Origin of the sequence: Paraburkholderia sediminicola (assembly GCF_046026855.1) — a bacterium.
GTDB classification, from domain to species: Bacteria; Pseudomonadota; Gammaproteobacteria; order Burkholderiales; family Burkholderiaceae; genus Paraburkholderia; species Paraburkholderia sediminicola_A.
This window is the reverse complement of the sequence record NZ_JAQQET010000002.1, coordinates 82348-100695: the sequence shown is the minus strand read 5'-3', so window position 1 is coordinate 100695 and position 18348 is coordinate 82348. Positions and strand designations below refer to the sequence as shown.

At 60.3% G+C, this 18348-nt stretch carries 16 protein-coding genes; 8 read left to right on the top strand and 8 right to left on the bottom strand.

What is annotated here, in order from left to right:
* Window positions 1–34 precede the first annotated feature (34 nt).
* From PQR40_RS02610 to PQR40_RS02585, 6 genes are all read left to right on the top strand, one after another.
* Complete coding sequence (locus PQR40_RS02610) at window positions 35–1060, top strand: amidohydrolase family protein (protein ID WP_408224106.1); 1026 nt, start codon at window positions 35–37, stop codon at window positions 1058–1060.
* Between the two features lie 2 nt (window positions 1061–1062).
* Window positions 1063–1746 carry a 4-carboxy-4-hydroxy-2-oxoadipate aldolase/oxaloacetate decarboxylase gene (gene ligK, locus PQR40_RS02605; RefSeq protein WP_408508377.1) on the top strand — a complete coding sequence of 228 codons (684 nt, stop codon included), beginning with the start codon at window positions 1063–1065 and terminating at the stop codon, window positions 1744–1746.
* Window positions 1747–1759: 13 nt separating this feature from the next.
* Complete coding sequence (locus tag PQR40_RS02600; RefSeq protein ID WP_408508375.1) at window positions 1760–2467, top strand: substrate-binding domain-containing protein; 708 nt, start codon at window positions 1760–1762, stop codon at window positions 2465–2467.
* Window positions 2468–2921: 454 nt separating this feature from the next.
* Window positions 2922–4055: a lactonase family protein gene (locus PQR40_RS02595; protein ID WP_408508374.1), complete on the top strand. Its 1134-nt coding sequence runs from the start codon at window positions 2922–2924 to the stop codon at window positions 4053–4055.
* A gap of 221 nt (window positions 4056–4276) precedes the next feature.
* Window positions 4277–5344, top strand: a complete 1068-nt coding sequence (alr, locus tag PQR40_RS02590; RefSeq protein ID WP_408334276.1) for an alanine racemase — start codon at window positions 4277–4279, stop codon at window positions 5342–5344.
* A 220-nt stretch (window positions 5345–5564) separates the two neighbouring features.
* Window positions 5565–7499 (top strand): putative bifunctional diguanylate cyclase/phosphodiesterase, encoded by a 1935-nt coding sequence (locus tag PQR40_RS02585; RefSeq protein WP_408334273.1) that lies wholly within the window; start codon window positions 5565–5567, stop codon window positions 7497–7499.
* Window positions 7500–7533: 34 nt separating this feature from the next.
* Here PQR40_RS02585 and PQR40_RS02580 read toward each other — a convergent pair whose 3' ends face one another.
* The 8 genes from PQR40_RS02580 to msuE form a co-directional block, all read right to left on the bottom strand.
* A complete protein-coding gene (locus PQR40_RS02580; protein WP_408389544.1) occupies window positions 7534–8340 on the bottom strand; it encodes an ABC transporter ATP-binding protein in 807 nt (268 codons plus the stop codon).
* Window positions 8341–8342: 2 nt separating this feature from the next.
* The gene (locus PQR40_RS02575) at window positions 8343–9638 is read right to left on the bottom strand and encodes an ABC transporter substrate-binding protein (RefSeq protein ID WP_408334267.1); all 1296 of its coding nucleotides are present in this window, start codon (window positions 9636–9638) and stop codon (window positions 8343–8345) included.
* A 124-nt stretch (window positions 9639–9762) separates the two neighbouring features.
* Window positions 9763–10830, bottom strand: a complete 1068-nt coding sequence (locus PQR40_RS02570; RefSeq protein ID WP_408508373.1) for a branched-chain amino acid ABC transporter permease — start codon at window positions 10828–10830, stop codon at window positions 9763–9765.
* A gap of 8 nt (window positions 10831–10838) precedes the next feature.
* Window positions 10839–11720: a branched-chain amino acid ABC transporter permease gene (locus PQR40_RS02565; protein ID WP_408224082.1), complete on the bottom strand. Its 882-nt coding sequence runs from the start codon at window positions 11718–11720 to the stop codon at window positions 10839–10841.
* Between the two features lie 13 nt (window positions 11721–11733).
* Window positions 11734–12513 (bottom strand): ABC transporter ATP-binding protein, encoded by a 780-nt coding sequence (locus PQR40_RS02560; protein ID WP_408508452.1) that lies wholly within the window; start codon window positions 12511–12513, stop codon window positions 11734–11736.
* 25 nt (window positions 12514–12538) lie between these two features.
* Complete coding sequence (locus PQR40_RS02555) at window positions 12539–13684, bottom strand: AMP-binding protein (RefSeq protein WP_408224076.1); 1146 nt, start codon at window positions 13682–13684, stop codon at window positions 12539–12541.
* A gap of 2 nt (window positions 13685–13686) precedes the next feature.
* Window positions 13687–14790: a dimethylsulfone monooxygenase SfnG gene (sfnG, locus tag PQR40_RS02550; RefSeq protein ID WP_408508372.1), complete on the bottom strand. Its 1104-nt coding sequence runs from the start codon at window positions 14788–14790 to the stop codon at window positions 13687–13689.
* Between the two features lie 27 nt (window positions 14791–14817).
* Window positions 14818–15399 (bottom strand): FMN reductase, encoded by a 582-nt coding sequence (gene msuE / locus PQR40_RS02545; RefSeq protein WP_408334255.1) that lies wholly within the window; start codon window positions 15397–15399, stop codon window positions 14818–14820.
* Between the two features lie 540 nt (window positions 15400–15939).
* On the opposite strand from msuE, the gene PQR40_RS02540 reads away from it, so the two are divergent.
* A complete protein-coding gene (locus PQR40_RS02540) occupies window positions 15940–17169 on the top strand; it encodes an acyl-CoA dehydrogenase family protein (protein ID WP_408389534.1) in 1230 nt (409 codons plus the stop codon).
* On the top strand, window positions 17166–18281 hold the full coding sequence (locus PQR40_RS02535) for a sigma-54 interaction domain-containing protein (RefSeq protein WP_408389532.1): 1116 nt from the start codon (window positions 17166–17168) through the stop codon (window positions 18279–18281). The genes PQR40_RS02540 and PQR40_RS02535 overlap by 4 nt, the downstream gene beginning before the upstream one ends.
* Window positions 18282–18348 lie beyond the last annotated feature (67 nt).

Here is an 18348-nt window from a genome sequence, read left to right as displayed (position 1 = left end):
CGCGGTAACATCAAATCAGCTATTTGGAACAACGATGATCATCGATATCCACGGCCACTACACGACGGCGCCAAAGGCGCTGGAGATGTGGCGCAACCGGCAGATCGCAGGTATCAACAATCCGTCGGACATGCCGAAGCCTTCCGAATTGCATATCGGCGACGACGAGTTGCGGGAGTCGATCGAAAGCAACCAGTTGCGGTTGATGCGCGAGCGCGGGCTCGATCTGACCATTTTCAGCCCGCGTGCGAGCTTCATGGCGCATCACATCGGCGACTTCGACGTGTCGAACACGTGGGCGGCGATCTGTAACGAACTCTGCTACCGGGTGAGCCAGCTCTTTCCCGACCATTTCATTCCGGCTGCGATGCTGCCTCAGAGCCCGGGCGTGGACGTTGCCACCTGCATTCCCGAACTGGTGAAGTGTGTTGAGCAATACGGCAACGTGGCGATCAATCTGAATCCGGACCCCTCGGGCGGCCACTGGACCAGCCCGCCGCTGTCCGACCGCTACTGGTACCCGATCTACGAGAAGATGGTCGAGTACGACATTCCCGCAATGATTCACGTGAGCACGAGTTGCAACGCGTGCTTCCACACCACTGGCGCGCACTATCTGAACGCCGATACGACTGCGTTCATGCAGTGCCTGACGTCGGACCTGTTCCATGACTTCCCCACGCTGCGTTTCGTGATTCCGCATGGCGGCGGCGCAGTGCCCTATCACTGGGGACGTTTCCGCGGCCTCGCTCAAGAGATGAAAAAACCGCCACTCGAAGACCACCTGCTGAACAACGTTTTCTTCGACACCTGCGTGTATCACCAGCCCGGCATCAATCTGCTAACCGAAGTGATTCCCGTCGACAACATCCTGTTCGCGAGCGAGATGATTGGCGCGGTCCGCGGTATCGATCCCTACACGCAGCACTATTTCGACGACACGAAGCGCTACATCGAGGCGGCGCATATCGACGCAGACGAACGGTACAAGATTTACGAGGGTAACGCGCGGCGTGTCTACCCGCGTCTGGATGCAACATTGAAAGCGAAGGGGCATTGATCATGTATGAACTTGGAGTCGTGTATCGCAACATTCAGCGGGCAGACGGCGACGTCGCTGCGAAGCTCGGTGCGCTCGGGACTGCCACGGTGCACGAGGCAATGGGACGTACCGGGCTGATGAAACCCTACATGCGGCCGATCCATGTGGGCACGCAGGCTAGCGGAACCGCCGTCACGGTCCTGCTGCAACCGGGCGACAACTGGATGCTGCATGTCGCGGCGGAACAGATCCAGCCGGGCGATATCGTCATTGCCGCGATCACGACGGATTGCACGGACGGTTATTTCGGCGACCTGCTGGTGACGAGCTTCCAGGCTCGCGGAGCACGTGGACTTGTCATCGACGGTGGCGTGCGTGACGTGCGCGTGCTGGCCGACATGAAGTTCCCGGTATGGAGCAAGGCAATCTCGGCCAAAGGAACGGTCAAGGCGACGCTTGGTTCGGTGAACATACCCGTGATATGCGCAGGTGCGCTGGTGAATCCCGGCGATGTCGTCGTGGCTGATGACGACGGTGTGGTCGTGGTGCCTGCAGCGGCGGCGCAAAAGGTTCTCGAAAAAGCGGCGGCGCGCGAAGCCAACGAAGGCGAGAAGCGCGCGAAGCTGGCCTCTGGCGTGCTGGGGCTGGATATGTACAACATGCGCGAGCCGTTGCGGCAGGCCGGACTGCGCTACATCGACTGAAAGGGCAGCGAGCATGGTCTTCGATCCAACCCTGAGCCAGGCGATCACTGGTATCTCCTCGATGGCTACCCGCAACGTGCTGGCCGATCTCGTCGAACAATACGCGCGACATTCGCGGCAACGCGTCGTGGTCGAATCGGTCGGCGGTGTCGAGGCGGCCCGGCGCGTTCTGGACGGCGAGCCGTTCGATATTGTCGTGCTGTCGGCCGACGCGATCGACCGGCTGGTAGCGGCCGGCCGGGTCGTTGCGGGCACGCGGGCAGATCTGGCACGCTCGGGCGTGGCGATTGCCGTGGCGGCTGGGGCGACGCAACCCGAGATCGCTAGTGAAGCGGCGGTTCGCGACGCCATTCTGGCGGCGCGCAGCATCGGCTACTCAACGGGTCCTAGCGGTTCGCACCTGGTTCGCCTATTCGAGCGCTGGGGCATCGCCGAGACGATCGCACCGCGCATCGTGCAGGCTCCCCCCGGCATTCCGGTGGGCTCGCTTGTCGCGAGTGGGGATGTTGAGCTCGGTTTCCAGCAATTGAGCGAGCTGATGCATTTGCCTGGCATCGATGTTGTCGGGACATTGCCGCCTGACATCCAGGTTGTCACTATTTTCTCGGCTGCGGTCTGTACGACGTCTGAACAGCGGGCCGAAGCGCAGGCACTCATCTCGTTCCTGGTCTCGCCTCAAGCGGCTTCGGCCAAGCTTGCTCACGGAATGGAGCCGGCGTGAGGTAAGGAAAAACGCACGGTATCGACGCAATGCGTGCCGCGCTATTCATTTTTAATATTAATTAGAAATACTATATATATTCCGATTATAAATTTCGGAATAGGGCGTATATCAAACAGGAGGCGAAAGTCCATCATATAAATAAGGAATATTAAATAATTACGCCGTCATCGTGGATGCGCCGTGTGCTCACGGCGTACAGAGACGGCTCTGATTTCCGACAGAAGAGACTGGTTAAGGAGTTCACCCCGTAGACAATGCGGAGACCGTTGATCGCTTTCACCAGAATTGCGCCGTGGTGAGCCGGGGTCGGGAATAACGGATGATTGCCCGCTTGCGTCCTTTGAGCCGTATGGAGGCAGGCGGCGTGCATTCTTCCCACACTATCTGACCTTCAAGCTAGCGGACTATGACACGGCCCCACCAGAAAAACAGGTTGACACGGTACGGAGCCGTGGCGGTATTTATCGCACTTACGTTGTTAGCTGGAATGTACGGCACGCGCAGCAACGCCGCTACGTTACCGGAAGATGCACACACGGAACTCGCCTACGTTGGCACGCAGGAACGCCAGATTCACGCGCTACGCTTCGACACGTCTACCGGCAAGCTGACGGTGATCGGCCCGGTTGCCGAGGGACCGAAATCCACGTGGGTCGCAGCGCACCCCCGCTTGCCCATTCTCTATTCGGTCGATGACGACAATACAAGAGAAGGAAGTGTCACCGCCTACGCGGTGGATCGCGGGACCGGTGCGCTCACCCGATTGAACGAGGTCGCCACACGAGGCAGTGGAACCACGAATCTGGGCCTGGACACACCCTCGATGACCTTACTCGCTGCCAACTACGGCGGCGGGTCCGTGTCGAGCATTGCGGTCAATCGCGACGGAAGCCTGGGCTCGCTTGTGTCCACGATCAAGGAGACAGGTTCCGGACCGAACCGCCGGCAGGCGAGCGCGCATGCACACAGCGCCACAGTCGACCCGTCAGGTCGATACGCACTCGTTCCCGATCTGGGCGCCGATCGTGTGTTTGTTTATGGCTTTGACCGCGCCGCCCATTCGTTGTCACCGGACGACGGGACCGATCCGCGGTCCTTCATTGTTCCGCCCGGCAGTGGTCCCCGTCACCTTGCTTTCGGTTCGAACGGTCGGTACGTTTATCTGCTAACCGAACTGACCGCAGAGATCATGGTGCTACGCTGGGATGCATCGCAGGGGCGTTTGACACCGGTGCAATCGGTGCCGACAAGCAGCCAGAATTTTCAGGGCGTGAAAAGCGGCGCGGAGGTTGCGGTGAGCCATGATGGGCGTTTTGTCTATGTCGAGGACCGGGGAGAAAATGCGCTAGTCGTCTATCGCATTAGCTCTGATTCGGGAGAGCTTTCGCTGGTTCAGCGCACGTCCTCGGGCGGTGAAAGACCGTGGGGATTTGCAATCGATCCGTCGGGAAAATGGATGCTGGTCGCCAATCAACGTAGCGGGAAGGTGAATGTGTTCAGCATTGACCCTACGTCTGGCATGGTGTCGGACACGGGGCAATCGGTGGGCGTACCGACTCCCGTCAGTATTGCCTTTGTGAAATGAGGAACCGTCCCGGTATGGGACGGTTCTGCCGCGGAAAGGGTATTGGGGTAGACGGATACCCGGTCGGGCGAATCGACAAATAAACCCAAAAAATTAAAACAATACAGTAACAAAAACTGGTTGAGGCTAGATACGATAGTGGGAAAGCCTGCCTGTTGGCGGTAGCGCCGGCTTTTAGCAACAGGCATCCCTTCCTTCTAAACAAGTCCCCAACACCTCCCATGCCACGCCCGATCGTTGCACAGATTCACCCTGGCGCAGTCAGCCACAACCTCTCCCTCGTCAAGCAGCGCGCGTCTCGATCACGGGCCTGGGCCGTAGTCAAAGCCAACGCATATGGACATGGAATCGACCGCGTTTTCCCGGCGCTCGCGAGTGCAGATGGCATCGCGCTGCTTGATCTCGATGAAGCGGTCCGCGTGCGTGAGTTGGGCTGGTCCAAACCGATTCTTCTTCTGGAAGGTGTGTTCAGATCTGGTGACGTGCAAATCGCCCAACAATTCGATCTTTCCATGGCCGTGCATTGCCATGAGCAACTCGATCTGTTGCGTCTGTCTTCGTCAGGTCAGCGCGTCAACGTGCATCTGAAGATGAACTCCGGAATGAATCGCCTCGGCTTCCGACCCGACGCGTACCGTGCCGCGTGGGAGCAAGCCAGATCGATTCCGGCCATCGCGGACATTACGTTGATGAGCCATTTCGCGAATGCTGACGATGGCGACGTGGCATGGCAGATGGATCGTTTCGATGCGGTGACTCACGACATACCGGGTCAACGAAGTCTCGCGAATTCAGCGGCCGTTCTGTGGCACCCCCAGGCGCATCGTGACTGGGTGCGTCCGGGCGTTGTGCTGTACGGCGGTTCGCCCACCGGTCAGTCGCGCCACATTGACGACGTGGGCTTGCGTGCTTCGATGACGCTCAGGAGCGAAGTGATCGGTGTGCAGTCATTGTCGGCACAGGAAACGGTCGGTTATGGCCGTGCCTTCGCTGCGAATCGTGAGATGCGCATTGGTGTGGTGGCATGCGGATATGCGGACGGATATCCCCGGCACGCATCGACGGGTACGCCAATCGCTGTCGATGGAGTCATGACGCAAGTGGTGGGCCGCGTTTCGATGGACATGCTCACCGTCGACCTGACGTCATGTCCGCAAGCGCAGATCGGTTCAAAGGTCGAGTTGTGGGGCGAGCAGGTCAGGATCGATGACGTTGCTCACGCTTCGGGCACGATCGGGTATGAACTGATGTGCGCGCTGGCAAAGCGGGTGCCGGTAGAAGTCGACTGAACGACTTTCTTTCTCGCTGGAGTGTGAGGCAAATGCGAGGCAATCCGTAAGGCATATTCGCGTGTTCGGCCAGGATGCGGCACAACATTGCGAGTATATACCGGCGTGATAGCGTCCAAAGCAGGGCTGTAGCGTTGCTTTGGACATTTTGTTTTGTGTTTACGTAATAATCGCGAGGCGCGTCCGATTCGATCCACTAACCAGTGAAAATGTGCAGGTCATGGCTTTCAGCGAACCAAGGTCTCCATTTTTCAAGTGGGTGGTGTCCTCCGCTCAGGACCTGAGTGCCGACAACCGGCAGGTATTGCTTGCCAACCTGTTCACGCGAACCGCATCGATCGTGTTTGCGTCGATCTGCGAAATCAGTGTCTGCGCGACCGCCTACTACCTGTACCCAAGAGCCCTTTACGCCTGGTGGAGCAGCGCCGTGGTCGTGCTGCTGGTTGCGCGTCTTGCGTTGATCCGGCTGTGCTGCCGGCGCAGCGCCCAGAATCTGCCGACCCCTACCTCAGCTTTCCTCTTTGCGAGCCTTCTCTGGGCCGTCTTATTCGGGTTCGGCAGTTTCTTGTGCAATACCAGCGGAAACCAGACGCTCTTTCTGCTCGGTAACGTTTGCGCTGTGGGCGTAATCGGCGGATTGGCCGGACGCAATGCAGGCACACCCCGGCTCGTGCTTCTTCAGATTTCGCTCATTCTCGGGCTGTTGGGGTGGGGGGCGGCGCTTTCTCCCGGCTCCGGCAAACTCGTGCTGCTGTTTCAGGCGCCGTTTTGTGCGGCCGGTTTCTTCACCGTGGCGTTGCGCAGCAATCGCGACACCGTTGCGTTACTGTTGGCGCGTGAAAGCAGTCACCGGCTCGCTCACCAGGACAGTCTCACGGGCTTGCCCAACCGCGCTCGCATTACCGAACTTCTGTTGGAGCGCACGGCGGCGGGCTCGTTACGGCAGGATCATTTATTCGCGGTTCTACTGATCGACCTCGACGGCTTCAAGGCAATCAATGACAGCCTGGGCCATGCCGCCGGCGATCAGATCCTTCAGGAGGCGGCGACGCGATTGCGTGAAGTGCTGCCGGCCGGCGACCTTGTCGGACGCCTGGCCGGCGACGAGTTCGTCGCCATTTCCGACGGCACGGCATCCACCCGCGATGTTCGTTTGCTGGCTGAACGCATCGTCAAAACACTGGCGCGTCCTTTCGTGTTGAGCGAAGCGTTGGTGCATATCGGTGCGAGTGTGGGCATCTCACTCTATCCGGAGCATGCCAATACAGGGCCACAACTGCTGATTTGCGCGGACCGCGCGTTGTACGCAGTCAAACGCAGCGGCAAAAGTGCCTTCGCTATCTTCGACGCGGCCACGCACGCATCCGACGAAAGTTTGAGTCTCCTGCGCAGCGATCTGGAAGGCGCGATGCAGTCTTACAGCGATTTGCGCATGGAGTACCAGCCGATCGTCGATCTCAGCGACGACACGATTTCCGGCCGCGAGGCGCTGCTTCGCTGGACCCACCCGACTCGCGGCGAGCTTTCTCCCTCCGCATTTATTCCCACTGCCGAACGTACGGGGCTCATCCTTGCCCTCGGCGAGTGGGTCTTGCTGCAATCATGCGCGGAAGCTGCCACCTGGCGTGATGCAGTGAGCGTCGCCGTGAATGTGTCGCCGGTGCAATTGCGGGAGGAGTCGTTCGCGTCGACTGTTGCGGCGATCCTTGGCAAGACGGGATTGCCGCCGGCGCGTCTGAATATCGAAGTCACGGAGACGGTGTTGTTGAGCGACGACGTCATCACCCGGCACAACATCGAAAAGCTTCGCGCATTGGGAATCGGTCTGGCGCTCGATGACTTCGGCACCGGTTTTTCCACCATGTCGACGCTTGTGCGCTTCTCGTTCGACAAGCTCAAGATCGACAGTTCGTTCGTGAAGGAATCCGCGTACCGGCGCGAATCCGCGGCCATGGTTCGCGGGATTGTGGCTTTGGCGCGAGAAATCGGTATGCCGACTACGGCGGAAGGCATCGAGACGCAGGAGCAGCTGAATTTTGTGCGCGTCTGCGGATGCACGCATGCTCAGGGTTTTCTTCTCGGCAAGCCGGTCCGCGGCGAGGAGATCCCGCACTTCGAAAAAGGACTTGCCGCGCATTCCGTGGATAAGGATTGAGCAGCAGCGTTGAAATGTTGAGGCGTCCGTGGCGTTAGCCGCTCGCTCGCAGGGCAGCGTGGCGTGATCCCCGGCGCGTGCTACTCGTGACGGGTGTGCCACGCCCAAGATAGGCATCGCGCAGCGCATCCAGTTCCAGCAACGTGTCTGCCTTCCCATGCGCAACCACGCGTCCGCCTTCGAGCACATATCCCGACTGCGCATACCGCAACGCGATCGCCGCATTCTGCTCAGCCAGCAAAAAGCTGACGCCGTCGTTGCGATTGAGTGCAGCCACGGTCTCGAAGATTTCTTCGACGACTTGCGGGGCCAGTCCCATAGAAGGTTCGTCGAGCAACACCAGCGAGGGCCGCGCCATCAATGCGCGGCCGATCGCAACCATCTGCTGTTCTCCGCCGGACGTATATCCCGCGAGCGTCTTGCGGCGTTCTTTGAGCCGCGGAAAGATCCCGTAGATGCGTTGGAGATCCGCTTCGAGCTCAGCGCGTTGAGGCCGGCGCACAAACGCGCCGAGCCGCAGATTTTCTTCGACGGACAAATGAGCAAAACAACGCCGCCCTTCCAGCACCTGGACGAGCCCACGTTCGGCGAGCGTCCACGGGTCCACGTGGGTAGTGGCATCGCCGCGATACGCGATGCGGCCCGACGTCAGCTCGCCCCGCTCGGCACGAATCAGGTTCGAGATGGCCTTCAGCGTGGTCGTCTTGCCCGCGCCATTGCCGCCCAGCAGCGCGACGATGGCGCCGGACGGCACTGTCAGTGAAACGCCGCGCAATGCCGGAATGAGCTGGCTATACGTCACGGCAATGTCCTCGACCTGCAGGATCGGGGCGGCGCCCATGCTCAGAGATCCTTGCTGCAATCGCGCGGCGTAATACCCTTTTCTTTCGCGTACGCGTTCGCCGACTTCTCGATGATGGGGCGCAGCAGGGCACGATCCGCCTGAACCCAGCCGCTGATCACTTTCCATTGCTGTCCGTCCCATTGCTGGAAGCGCACGGCGCCGCCGCCCTCGTGATCGGAGCACGACAACTTCAGCGGTTGAACCAGGCCGTACGCACCCAGCTGTTTAAGACGCGCGTCGTCGAGATTCAAATGCTCGAATCCCCAACGCACCTGTTCGCCAGTAAGCGGTTTGTTGCCGTACTTCGCCTGAGCCACGCGCAACGCTTCGACATTGAGAATGCCGTTCACGACGCCCAGGTTGTAGTACACCGTGCCGAAGCGCGCCGGGTCCTTCAGGTTGCCGTTGCCGGGTTTGATCACGTACTGATTGATCGCCTGAAGCACCGGGAACCCGGTACCCGACGGATGCGTAGTGATCGAAATGAAGCCCTTCGCGGCGTCGCCCGCCGGACGCGCATCTTCTTCCGAATTGCTCCAGATGTTGCCGATAATGTGATTCGCCGGAAAGCCCACCTTCTGCGCCGACTTCAACGCGACCGGATTCATCACGCCCCAGCCACGCAGAATCACCCAGTCCGGATTGATCCGGTGGATGGTGAGCCACTGAGAGCCCTGTTCGTTACCCGGGTGCGGGACTTCGATCTGCGTGAGTTCAAAGCCATACTTTTTGGCGAGCGCATCGAGCACGGGAATCGTCTCACGGCCATAGGGCGAACCATGGTAGAGCACCACGATCTTCTTGCCCTTGAGCTGATTCAGGCCGCCTGACTGCTGACCGATGTAATTGATGATCGCCGAGACTTCGCTATACGGGTTGAGTTGAAGCGGAAACACGTACGGAAACACGGCGCCGTCGGTGGAATCCGTGCGACCGTGATTGATCGTGACCAGCGGGATCTTGTCGGCGGTTGAGCGGTCGAGTGTCGCGTAGGCGATCCCGACTGAAAGCGGATTGGTCGCCGCAGCCGGCGCGCCGTTCAGGCCACCCTTGAGCCGCTCATAGCATTCCACGCCTTTTTCCACGACGTATTCGGTTTCGCATTCGCTCCACGTCAGCTTGACTCCGTTGACGCCGCCGTCGCGCTTGTTGATCAGGTTCATATAGTCGATGAAGCCGCCGAAGAAGCCGCTGCCGCCTGCCGCATACGGCCCGACGCGGTAGCTTTGCAGCGGGAAGTATTCTTCGCCCGCGGCCTGCGCGTTGGACGCAAATGCGGCGGCGAGGGCAAGCATGAGGCTTGCGACAGCAGCAACGCGCGAAGCCGTCCCACGCCTCTTGAGGGAGTCAATGAAATTCATACTGGATAGACCTTGAATAGATAAACGATGGTTAAAAGAGCGATGGATGAAACCGGATTCATGCGCGCAGCGGCCAGTCGCGCAGACGGTTGCGCGCGGTCTGAAGCAGCCTTGCGAGCCCGTCTGGCTCCTTGATGAGAAAAACAATGATCAATGTGCCGAAGAGGATCTTCTGCAGGTTCTGCAACTGACCGGCTTCGATGCCGACGCTGGCGAGCGCGCCTGCCGCATTCGAGAGAAGGATCGGCAACAGCACGATGAACGCTGCGCCCAGAAAATTCCCGCCGATGCTCCCCATGCCGCCAATGATGATGATGAACAACACCTGAAACGACAGATTGAGATCGAAGCCGTGCGGCTCGACCGTGCCCAGATAAGCAAACGCCCACAATGCGCCCGCAATGCCGATCACGAATGAGCTCAGCGCGAACGCGAGCAGTTTGGTGCGGCCGATCGGAATGCCGATCACGCGCGCGGCAGTGTCCATGTCGCGCACGGCCATCCAGCGTCGGCCGAGTTCGCTGCGTACGAGGCGGGTTGCGAGCAGGAACAGGATCGTGGTGACGCCAAGTACGAGCAGATAACGTGCGGCCGGCGTGTCGATTTTCCAGCCGAACGCTGTGAGGCGCGGCGCGCTGAGCACGCCTGAGGTGTCGTCGTTGGAAAACCAGCTGACTCGCGTAAAGATCCATTCGACAAAGAACTGGGCAGCCAGCGTCGAGACGATCAGGTAGAACCCCTTAATGCGCAAGCTCGGCAAACCGAACACGGCGCCGACCACGGCCGTGATCAATCCCCCGAGCAGCAGATCGACAACCAGCGGCAAGCCCGGCACCCGCACCATCAGGTTGTAGGTGGCATAGGCGCCCACCGACATGAATGCAGCGGAGCCGAGCGAGAGCTGGCCCGCGTAGCCCGTGACCAGGTTCAGCCCGAGTCCCGCGAGAGACAGCACGAGGAACGGAATCAGAATCGCGTTGAGCCAATAGTCGTTGCCGAATACGGGCACGGCGATGAACGCGATCAGCGCGAGAATTGCTGTGAGCGATAACTTCAGCCGCGGCAATTGCACCGAGTACGGTTTGAACTTGCGCGGTGCGTTGACGGTGGCGTGAGGAGATGACATAGCCAGCCTCACACGCGTTCGACGGCGGGTTCGCCGAACAGGCCAACAGGCCGCGCGAGCAGAAACAGCATCGCGAGCAGATAGGGAAACCAGTTTTCGATGCCGCCGCCGAGCAGGCTGCCGACATAGACCTCGGCAAGCTTCTCCGATGCGCCGATCAATAAACCACCCACAATCGCTCCGCCGATTGACGAAAATCCGCCGATGATCAGCACCGGCAGCGCCTTCAGCACGATCAGCGACAACGAGAACTGCACGCCGAGGCGCGCGCCCCACAGGAGCCCCGCCACGAGGCTGACAAAGCCTGCCAGCGCCCATACGATCGCCCACACGCGCGGCAGCCGTATGCCGATGGCGAGCGCAGCGAGCGGATCGTCGGCGACGGCCCGCAGCGACAAGCCGAGTCGCGTGCGATTGGTCAGAAGCGACAGGCCGATCACCAGCGCGCCGGCGGTCGCCGCGGCAAAGACGTCGAACTGGCTGATCATGACGCCGGCCACGTTCAGCGGTTTGTCGTCGATGCCCAGATCCAGACCGTGCACCTGGGCACCCCAGAATAATTGCGCCGCGCCTTCAAGAATGAAGCTCAGGCCGAGCGTCGCCATGAACAGGACAATGGGTGGCCGATTGACCAGCGGCCGCAATACGAGGCGGCCGATCAGCAATGCAATCAGCACCAGTGCCGCTAGCGTCAAGCCGAATGCAAGCACGGGATTGACATGCCGTTCGACCAGACTCACGTACGTGAGCGCGCCAAACAGAACCATCGAACCCTGCGCGAAATTGAATACGCCGGATGCTTTGTAAATCAGCACGAAACCGATCGCGACCATCGAATACATCACGCCCGCCAGCAAGCCGCCAACGAGTACCTCAAGGAAAAATCCCATGTCGTTCATTCTCTCAGTGACGGGTGCCGAGATAAGCGGCCAGCACGTCCGGGTTGGTGCGCACATCGGCTGGGGCGCCGTCGGCGATCTTCTTGCCGTAGTCGAGCACCACGACGTGATCCGACAGGTCCATCACCACGCCGATGTCGTGCTCGATGAGTACGACGGTCACGCCGAATTGCGTGTTGGCGTCGAGCACATAGCCGGCCATTGCACGTTTTTCGTCGGCATTCATGCCGGCCATCGGTTCGTCGAGCAGTAAGAGACGTGGCTCGGCGGCGAGGGCGCGGGCCAGTTCAATGCGCTTTTGAACGCCGTATGGCAAGGTGCCGACGGTGGTGTGCCGATAGCGCTGCAAGTCGAGCGCCTCGATCACGACTTCGGCATAGCGGCGTTGCGCCGTTTCATCGCTGCGCGCGCGGCCGATGCCAAAAGTCTGCTCGAACCACGTGCTGCGCCGATGCAGATTGCGGCCTGTGAGCACGTTGTCCAGTACGCTCATCCGGCGAAACAGCGCGATGTTCTGAAACGTGCGGGCAATACCGCTGTGTGCCGCGTGATACGGATTCATGCGCCGATAGGCGTGGCCGTCGAAATGCACGCTGCCGTGCTGCGGTTCATAGACGCCGTTGATCACGTTGAGCAATGAGCTTTTGCCAGCGCCATTCGGGCCGATCAGCGCGCAGATTTCACCCGCACGGACAGCGAAACTGATATCCGTGACTGCTTTCACGCCTTTGAACGACAGTGAGATATGGTCGAGCGAGAGGAGCGGGTTCGAGGGTGAAGTCATTGAACGTTGAGTCATGCATCAATAATCAATAGGCCGGTTGTTCAGACGCACCGTCTGCCGCATAGCGTTGCGGTGCCGCCGCCTGACGCTTATGTTCGACACGTTGCCAGTCGCCGGTATCGGGCCAGGCGCGCACGTCGACGCGTAATGCCTCGAATAGCGCCGCAGTTTTGTCGTCGAGCGGCGGCCCGATGACGAGCGCCGCATGGGTGCGTGAGAACCCGATCACTTCGCGTAGCGGACGGGTGACGAGCCACCAGGTCAACGCACGGGCCAACGGACCTCCCTGTCTGCGTTGCGCACGATTGATCAGACGGCGTCGCCACGAGCGCGTGCCAGGCAAACGCTCGTCGACGAGTTGTGCCACGCGGGCGTAAGTTTCGCGAGTGCCGGCAACCAGTGTCGGTGCGAGTTCGCGGCGATCGTTGTCGCGGGTTGCGAGCGACTCCGGGAAATTGAGGCGAAAGCCGCTCAGTAGCCAGGGCGCAATCAGATAGCGCGCCTGAGATGCGGCGGCGAATGCGCGTGCGGCAAACGCTTCGTCGTCTGCGTTCAGTTTCTCTGTGGCGACGAGTTGCTGTGCTTCACGCACCAGCGTTGCATGCGGGAAACGCTGTTCAACGAGTTGCCCATCGGCATCGTGGCGCACGAAGGCGAATGCGTCGTCATGGGGCCGGACAGCGGGTGGCAAACCGTTCTCGTTGTGGAGTGGCAATGCACGGTAGTCGGTTACGGCGGGATGCGGATGCGGAGTCAAGTTGCGCGGATTGGCGTCAATCACGTGCAATCCCTCGTGCGTCAACAGACGATCTATCTGACTGTCGTCTTCGGCAAACACGAAGCATGGCGCAATCAGCGTGAGTACCGAGCGCAACGCGTCGTCAGCGAGGTGTGGGTCGAGCGGTATCGCGACGCCACCGTTCCACTGCGCCGCCAGCGACAGTAGCAGCGCCTCTTCGCGCGGATGACTGACGAGCAGCAGCGCGTCGCCCGTCGCAAAGCCACGTTGTGCGAGGCCGCCGGCTAACTGCTCGACCGCCGTTGCGACGTCTTGCCACGACAACGCGTGCCATGTGCCCAGCCGCTTGTGCCGCAATGCGATGGCGTGCGGCCGGTGCTGCGCCTGATGGCGCAGCCAGTCCGGTAGCGTGGACGGCGGTGCCTGGGTCATGTTCAAGCGGCCTTGGTCTGCTGCTTGAGTTCGAGTTTGCGCACCAGCGGCAGAACCCGTTTGCCGAAATACTCCACCTCTTCGATGAAATGGAGAAAGCCCGTCAGCACGAGATCCACGCCGATCGATTTCAATTCGACGATGCGCTCGGCGATCTGCTGCGGCGTACCGATGAGATTGGTGCGGAAACCGTCGTTGTATTGCACGAGGTCTTCGAAACTCGACTTGGCCCAGTTGCCTTCCCCTTCCGGTGAAGCCTGGCCGGCCTGTTTGACGGCGTCGCCGAAAGCATGCACGGCTTCGACGTGCGCATGTTTGATGATGTCGGCGAGCACGGCCTTGGCCTCTTCTTCGGTATCGCGGGCAATCACGAAGGCATTCACACCGATACGTACCTTGTGATTGTTTTTCGCTGCCTTGGTCTGAATATCGTCGATTTGCGCTTTCAGATTCTCCGGCGTATTGCCGTTAGTGAAGTACCAGTCGGAGACACTGGCCGCGTTATCACGCGCGGCGCGCGAACTGCCGCCCTGGAAGATTTCCGGATGCGGTTTTTGTACCGGTTTGGGACTCAACGTGTAATCGTTGAAGCGGTAGAAGTCACCCTTGAAGGTGAAATTGTCCTGCGTCCAGATGCCCTTGAGTGCCTGAATGAATTCCTTCGAGCGGCGATAGCGTTCGTCGTGTTCGAGCCACGGTTCGCCGAGTGCGGTGAATTCGCCTTTGAACCAGCCACTCACTACGTTGATCGCAATGCGGCCATTCGAAATATGGTCGATTGTGGCCAGTTGTTTGGCAACGACAGCGGGGTGCCACGGACCCGGCAGAATCGCGGCCAGCACCTTGAGTTTGGTTGTCGCGTGCAACAGCGCCTGGCTGAACGAAACCGATTCGTGTTGATATTCCGCGCCGTATCCGGCGGTAAAGCGGATCTGGCTCAGCGCGTAGTCGAAACCCGCTTTCTCCGCGGTTTGTGCGAGCTTCTCGTTGTACTCGAGACTCCAGTCGGTGCGCTGCTCGATCGTGCTGACGACCAAACCGCCGCTGACGTTGGGCACCCAGTAGGCGAACTTGACGGCGTCGTCGTGAGAGGGGTTCTGGCTCATGATGTTCCTGAGGATGGGATGAAAGGGCTATGCCGCGAGCGTTGCGGCTTGCGGGAAAGAAGCAGGGATGCGGCCGGCATGCAGCCATGGGCGCGCGCGCGTCACGGCGAGCGCAATGCGCTCTTCCAGTGCCGGGTTCGAGATCGCGTAGCCACTGAAATCCGCTTCCGACGCATAGACGCCGACCGGCAACGTGCGAGCCTGAAAGAAGCTGAACAGCGGACGCAGTTGATGATCGATGACGAGCGCGTGACGATCGCTGCCGCCTGTTGCGGCCAGCAGAACCGGCACGTCGAACAGCGCCTCGTGATGCACGAGATCGAACAGATGCTTGAAGAGGCCCGTATACGACGCGCGATAAACCGGGCTTGCGACGACCAGCAGGTCTGCCGATTCGATCGCCTTGATATGTGCTTCCACGTCGGCCGGGACCTGCGAGCGTTGAACCGCGCTGGCGAGGCGAGAGGCGATCTGTCCCAATTCGACGAGATGCGCGTCGATCGGCAGCGTGTCGCCGAGCGAGGCAAGCAGGCGTTCGACCACGACGAGAGTGCGCGACGGCCGTTGCAATCCGCCGGAGACGGCGACCACTTTCAATCTGTTGCTCATTCGAACGATCCTTTCAAGCGAAAGAAAATTAATCGGGAGTGCAGCTTATCTAGCGAATACCGTGCCATCCGGTTTTGCGGGGACAGGACTGGCATGGAGGGAATCTACGGACCCACGGCGATCGCGCGCCAAGTCAAACGGCATAACCGTTTGAGGTTTTTGCCTCCGTGCATATCGCGCTGGCATAGAACCATTGCAGGCTGACGTATGAAGCTGACGAAGCAATATGGCCTCAACGCTGCTGCTGGAGCAGCAGTTCTGTGTTCCGGCGATGGACGTGCAGGCTTTCAGAATTCCAGTAGGTCTGCTGCCAGGGAGGCGTGGGGAGGAGGTGATGCTGATGCAGAGGCAGCATCCATAACGATGTTGCTGCGTAAGCAGCAATTTGACTTTGGTTACCACAACAAAATGCATCGGAAGTCGCGGTAGATGGTCAGAATATGTCTCTCAGGAAGCAATCCTGATCGACGCCATTCAACACCCGTCAACCGACAGATAACGGTCCCACCCGCACGTAGCGGGGTGAGTGTCTTTGCCCATATGAATTCGACCTACGTACTGCCGGATGCTCCGGCTTCCGTGCTACCGGGCGCGGCGACTGCATCGGCAACTGAACCGCCACTGCAGATCGCGCAGCGGCTCGCGACCACTTTTGCGCTCACCGCCGCTGAGCGTGACGCGCGGGGCGGAACACCGAAAGCCGAGCGCGACGCATTGCGCGCCAGCGGTCTTCTGGCGATGAGTATTCCCGAAGTGCATGGCGGGCTCGGCGCCAACTGGCAGCAGACGTTGGACGTGGTTCGCACACTCGGGCGGGCCGACAGTTCGCTCGGCCATGTGTTTGGCTTCCATCATCTGATGCTGGCAACCGTGCGTCTGTTCGGTTCGCCGGCGCAGTGGCGCGCCTGGTTCGAACAGACTGCCCGCCGCCAGTGGTTCTGGGGCAATGCGTTAAACCCACTCGATGAGCGGGCTGTCAGCCACTCGCACGCGGATTGGCGCGAGTTCAGCGGGCAGAAGAGTTTCTGTTCCGGCGCCCTCGATTCTGAAATGCTGATTGCTTCCGCGCGAGACGTCGGCACCGGAACGTTGCTGGTCGCGGCCATACCGACCGGGCGCACGGGTATTTCCGTTGCGGAGGATTGGAACAACATCGGCCAGCGCCAAACGGACAGCGGCACCGTGACGTTGGAAAAGGTGCGTGTGGAGAATCACGAGATTCTGACCGACCCCGGGCCGCTCTCGACGCCTTTTGCCTGTCTGCGTCCCTTGCTCGCGCAACTGATTCTGACGAATGTCTATCTCAGCATCGGCGAAAGCGCATTCAACGATGCTCGCCATTACACGCTTCATGAAGCGCGTCCGTGGCATACGTCTGGCGTGCAAACCACCGCGGCGGATCCCTATATCCTCGGTCAGTACGGCGAGTTTTGGGCGGGCCTCGAGGCGGCGCGGCTGTTGACCGATCGCGCGGCAGACCGTTTCGATGCGGCCTGGAACAGAGCGGATGCGCTGACCGACACCGAGCGCGGCGAGGTGGCGTTGGCGATCGCAACGGCCAAAGTTGCCGCCACCGAAATCGGGCTCACCATCTGTACCCGTATGTTCGATGTGGCCGGCGCGCGCGCGACGCATGGCGCGCTGCGACTGGACCGCCACTGGCGAAATCTGCGCACCCATACGCTTCACGATCCGCTTGCCTATAAGCTTCGAGAAATCGGCGAATGGGCTCTGACGCAACGATATCCGACGCCGAGCTTCTACTCATGAACTATTCACTCAATCACGCGTTACCGGACCGGTCGGTCATCGAGCGAACGGAAGCACTGCCTGTGTTGACGATGCCCGACAAGCGCACGCTGACCACGTCCATTCGCGCGACCGCCCAGGTCTTCTCCGACCCGCAATCGCTGGCGTTGCTCGAACGCATTCGCATGGTGGCGCCGAGCGACGCTAACGTGCTCGTGATCGGCGAGACAGGAACGGGTAAAGAGCTGGTCGCACGCCATGTGCATAACCTGAGTGCTCGCAAGAACGGCCCGTTTGTCGCGGTCAATTGCGGGGCGTTCTCCGAATCGCTGGTGGAGAGCGAGTTGTTCGGCCACGAGAAAGGCGCGTTTACGGGAGCGTTCTGTGCCAAACCCGGCTGGTTCGAAGCCGCTAATGGCGGGACGCTGTTTCTGGACGAGATCGGCGATCTGCCGCTGTCGATGCAGGTCAAGCTGCTGCGCGTATTGCAGGAACGTGAGATCGTGCGGCTCGGCTCGCGCAGGAGCATTCCCATCGACGTGCGCGTGCTGGCGGCCACCAATGTGCACTTGCAGGACGCGGTGGCGGCGGGCCATTTCCGCGAGGACCTGTTTTATCGACTGAACGTTGTGCATCTGGCCGTGCCGACACTGCGCGATCGGCCTGGCGATATCTTGCCGCTGGCCCGCTACTTCATTGAAGAGTACCGGAACCGGCTGGGCTACGGCCCCGTTGGCATTGAGCCGCGCGCGGAGCGAAAGTTGCTGGAACATAGTTGGCCCGGCAATATTCGCGAACTCGAAAACGTTATCCACTATGCGTTGCTGGTGTGCCGCAGCGATTCACTGGGCGAGGGCGATCTGCAGATGTCGTCGTTCGGGATTCACGCGGCGCGACGCGCGGCGAGTGAACCTGTTGCGTCCACACCGCTGGAAGGGTTGGAGGGGGCGTTGCGTCATCTCTTCGATAACGCAGAGGGCAATCTGTTCGAACAGATCGAAGACACGGTGATGCGCGTGGCGTTCGACTTCTGCTACCGGAACCAGATTCAGGCTGCGAGGCTGCTCGGCATTAGCCGCAATGTGTTGCGCGCACGACTGATTCGGGCCAAGCAGATTTCCGCGCAAAAGTAGACACGATCCGGCCACGCCGGATGTGCACTATCCATCCGCATGCGGTGAGGCGCGAGCATGGGCCGCT

What these genes read in the sequence shown, in the direction of transcription:
- PQR40_RS02565 (WP_408224082.1), bottom strand. Translation starts at nt 11,720, where the DNA reads ATGGGATTTTTCCTTGAGGTACTCGTTGGCGGCTTGCTGGCGGGCGTG.
- sfnG (WP_408508372.1), bottom strand. Translation starts at nt 14,790, where the DNA reads ATGAGCCAGAACCCCTCTCACGACGACGCCGTCAAGTTCGCCTACTGG.
- PQR40_RS02535 (WP_408389532.1), top strand. Translation starts at nt 17,166, where the DNA reads ATGAACTATTCACTCAATCACGCGTTACCGGACCGGTCGGTCATCGAG.
- PQR40_RS02575 (WP_408334267.1), bottom strand. Translation starts at nt 9,638, where the DNA reads ATGCTTGCCCTCGCCGCCGCATTTGCGTCCAACGCGCAGGCCGCGGGC.
- msuE (WP_408334255.1), bottom strand. Translation starts at nt 15,399, where the DNA reads ATGAGCAACAGATTGAAAGTGGTCGCCGTCTCCGGCGGATTGCAACGG.
- PQR40_RS02555 (WP_408224076.1), bottom strand. Translation starts at nt 13,684, where the DNA reads ATGACCCAGGCACCGCCGTCCACGCTACCGGACTGGCTGCGCCATCAG.
- alr (WP_408334276.1), top strand. Translation starts at nt 4,277, where the DNA reads ATGCCACGCCCGATCGTTGCACAGATTCACCCTGGCGCAGTCAGCCAC.
- PQR40_RS02560 (WP_408508452.1), bottom strand. Translation starts at nt 12,513, where the DNA reads ATGACTTCACCCTCGAACCCGCTCCTCTCGCTCGACCATATCTCACTG.
- PQR40_RS02585 (WP_408334273.1), top strand. Translation starts at nt 5,565, where the DNA reads ATGGCTTTCAGCGAACCAAGGTCTCCATTTTTCAAGTGGGTGGTGTCC.
- PQR40_RS02600 (WP_408508375.1), top strand. Translation starts at nt 1,760, where the DNA reads ATGGTCTTCGATCCAACCCTGAGCCAGGCGATCACTGGTATCTCCTCG.
- PQR40_RS02540 (WP_408389534.1), top strand. Translation starts at nt 15,940, where the DNA reads ATGAATTCGACCTACGTACTGCCGGATGCTCCGGCTTCCGTGCTACCG.
- PQR40_RS02580 (WP_408389544.1), bottom strand. Translation starts at nt 8,340, where the DNA reads ATGGGCGCCGCCCCGATCCTGCAGGTCGAGGACATTGCCGTGACGTAT.
- PQR40_RS02610 (WP_408224106.1), top strand. Translation starts at nt 35, where the DNA reads ATGATCATCGATATCCACGGCCACTACACGACGGCGCCAAAGGCGCTG.
- PQR40_RS02570 (WP_408508373.1), bottom strand. Translation starts at nt 10,830, where the DNA reads ATGTCATCTCCTCACGCCACCGTCAACGCACCGCGCAAGTTCAAACCG.
- ligK (WP_408508377.1), top strand. Translation starts at nt 1,063, where the DNA reads ATGTATGAACTTGGAGTCGTGTATCGCAACATTCAGCGGGCAGACGGC.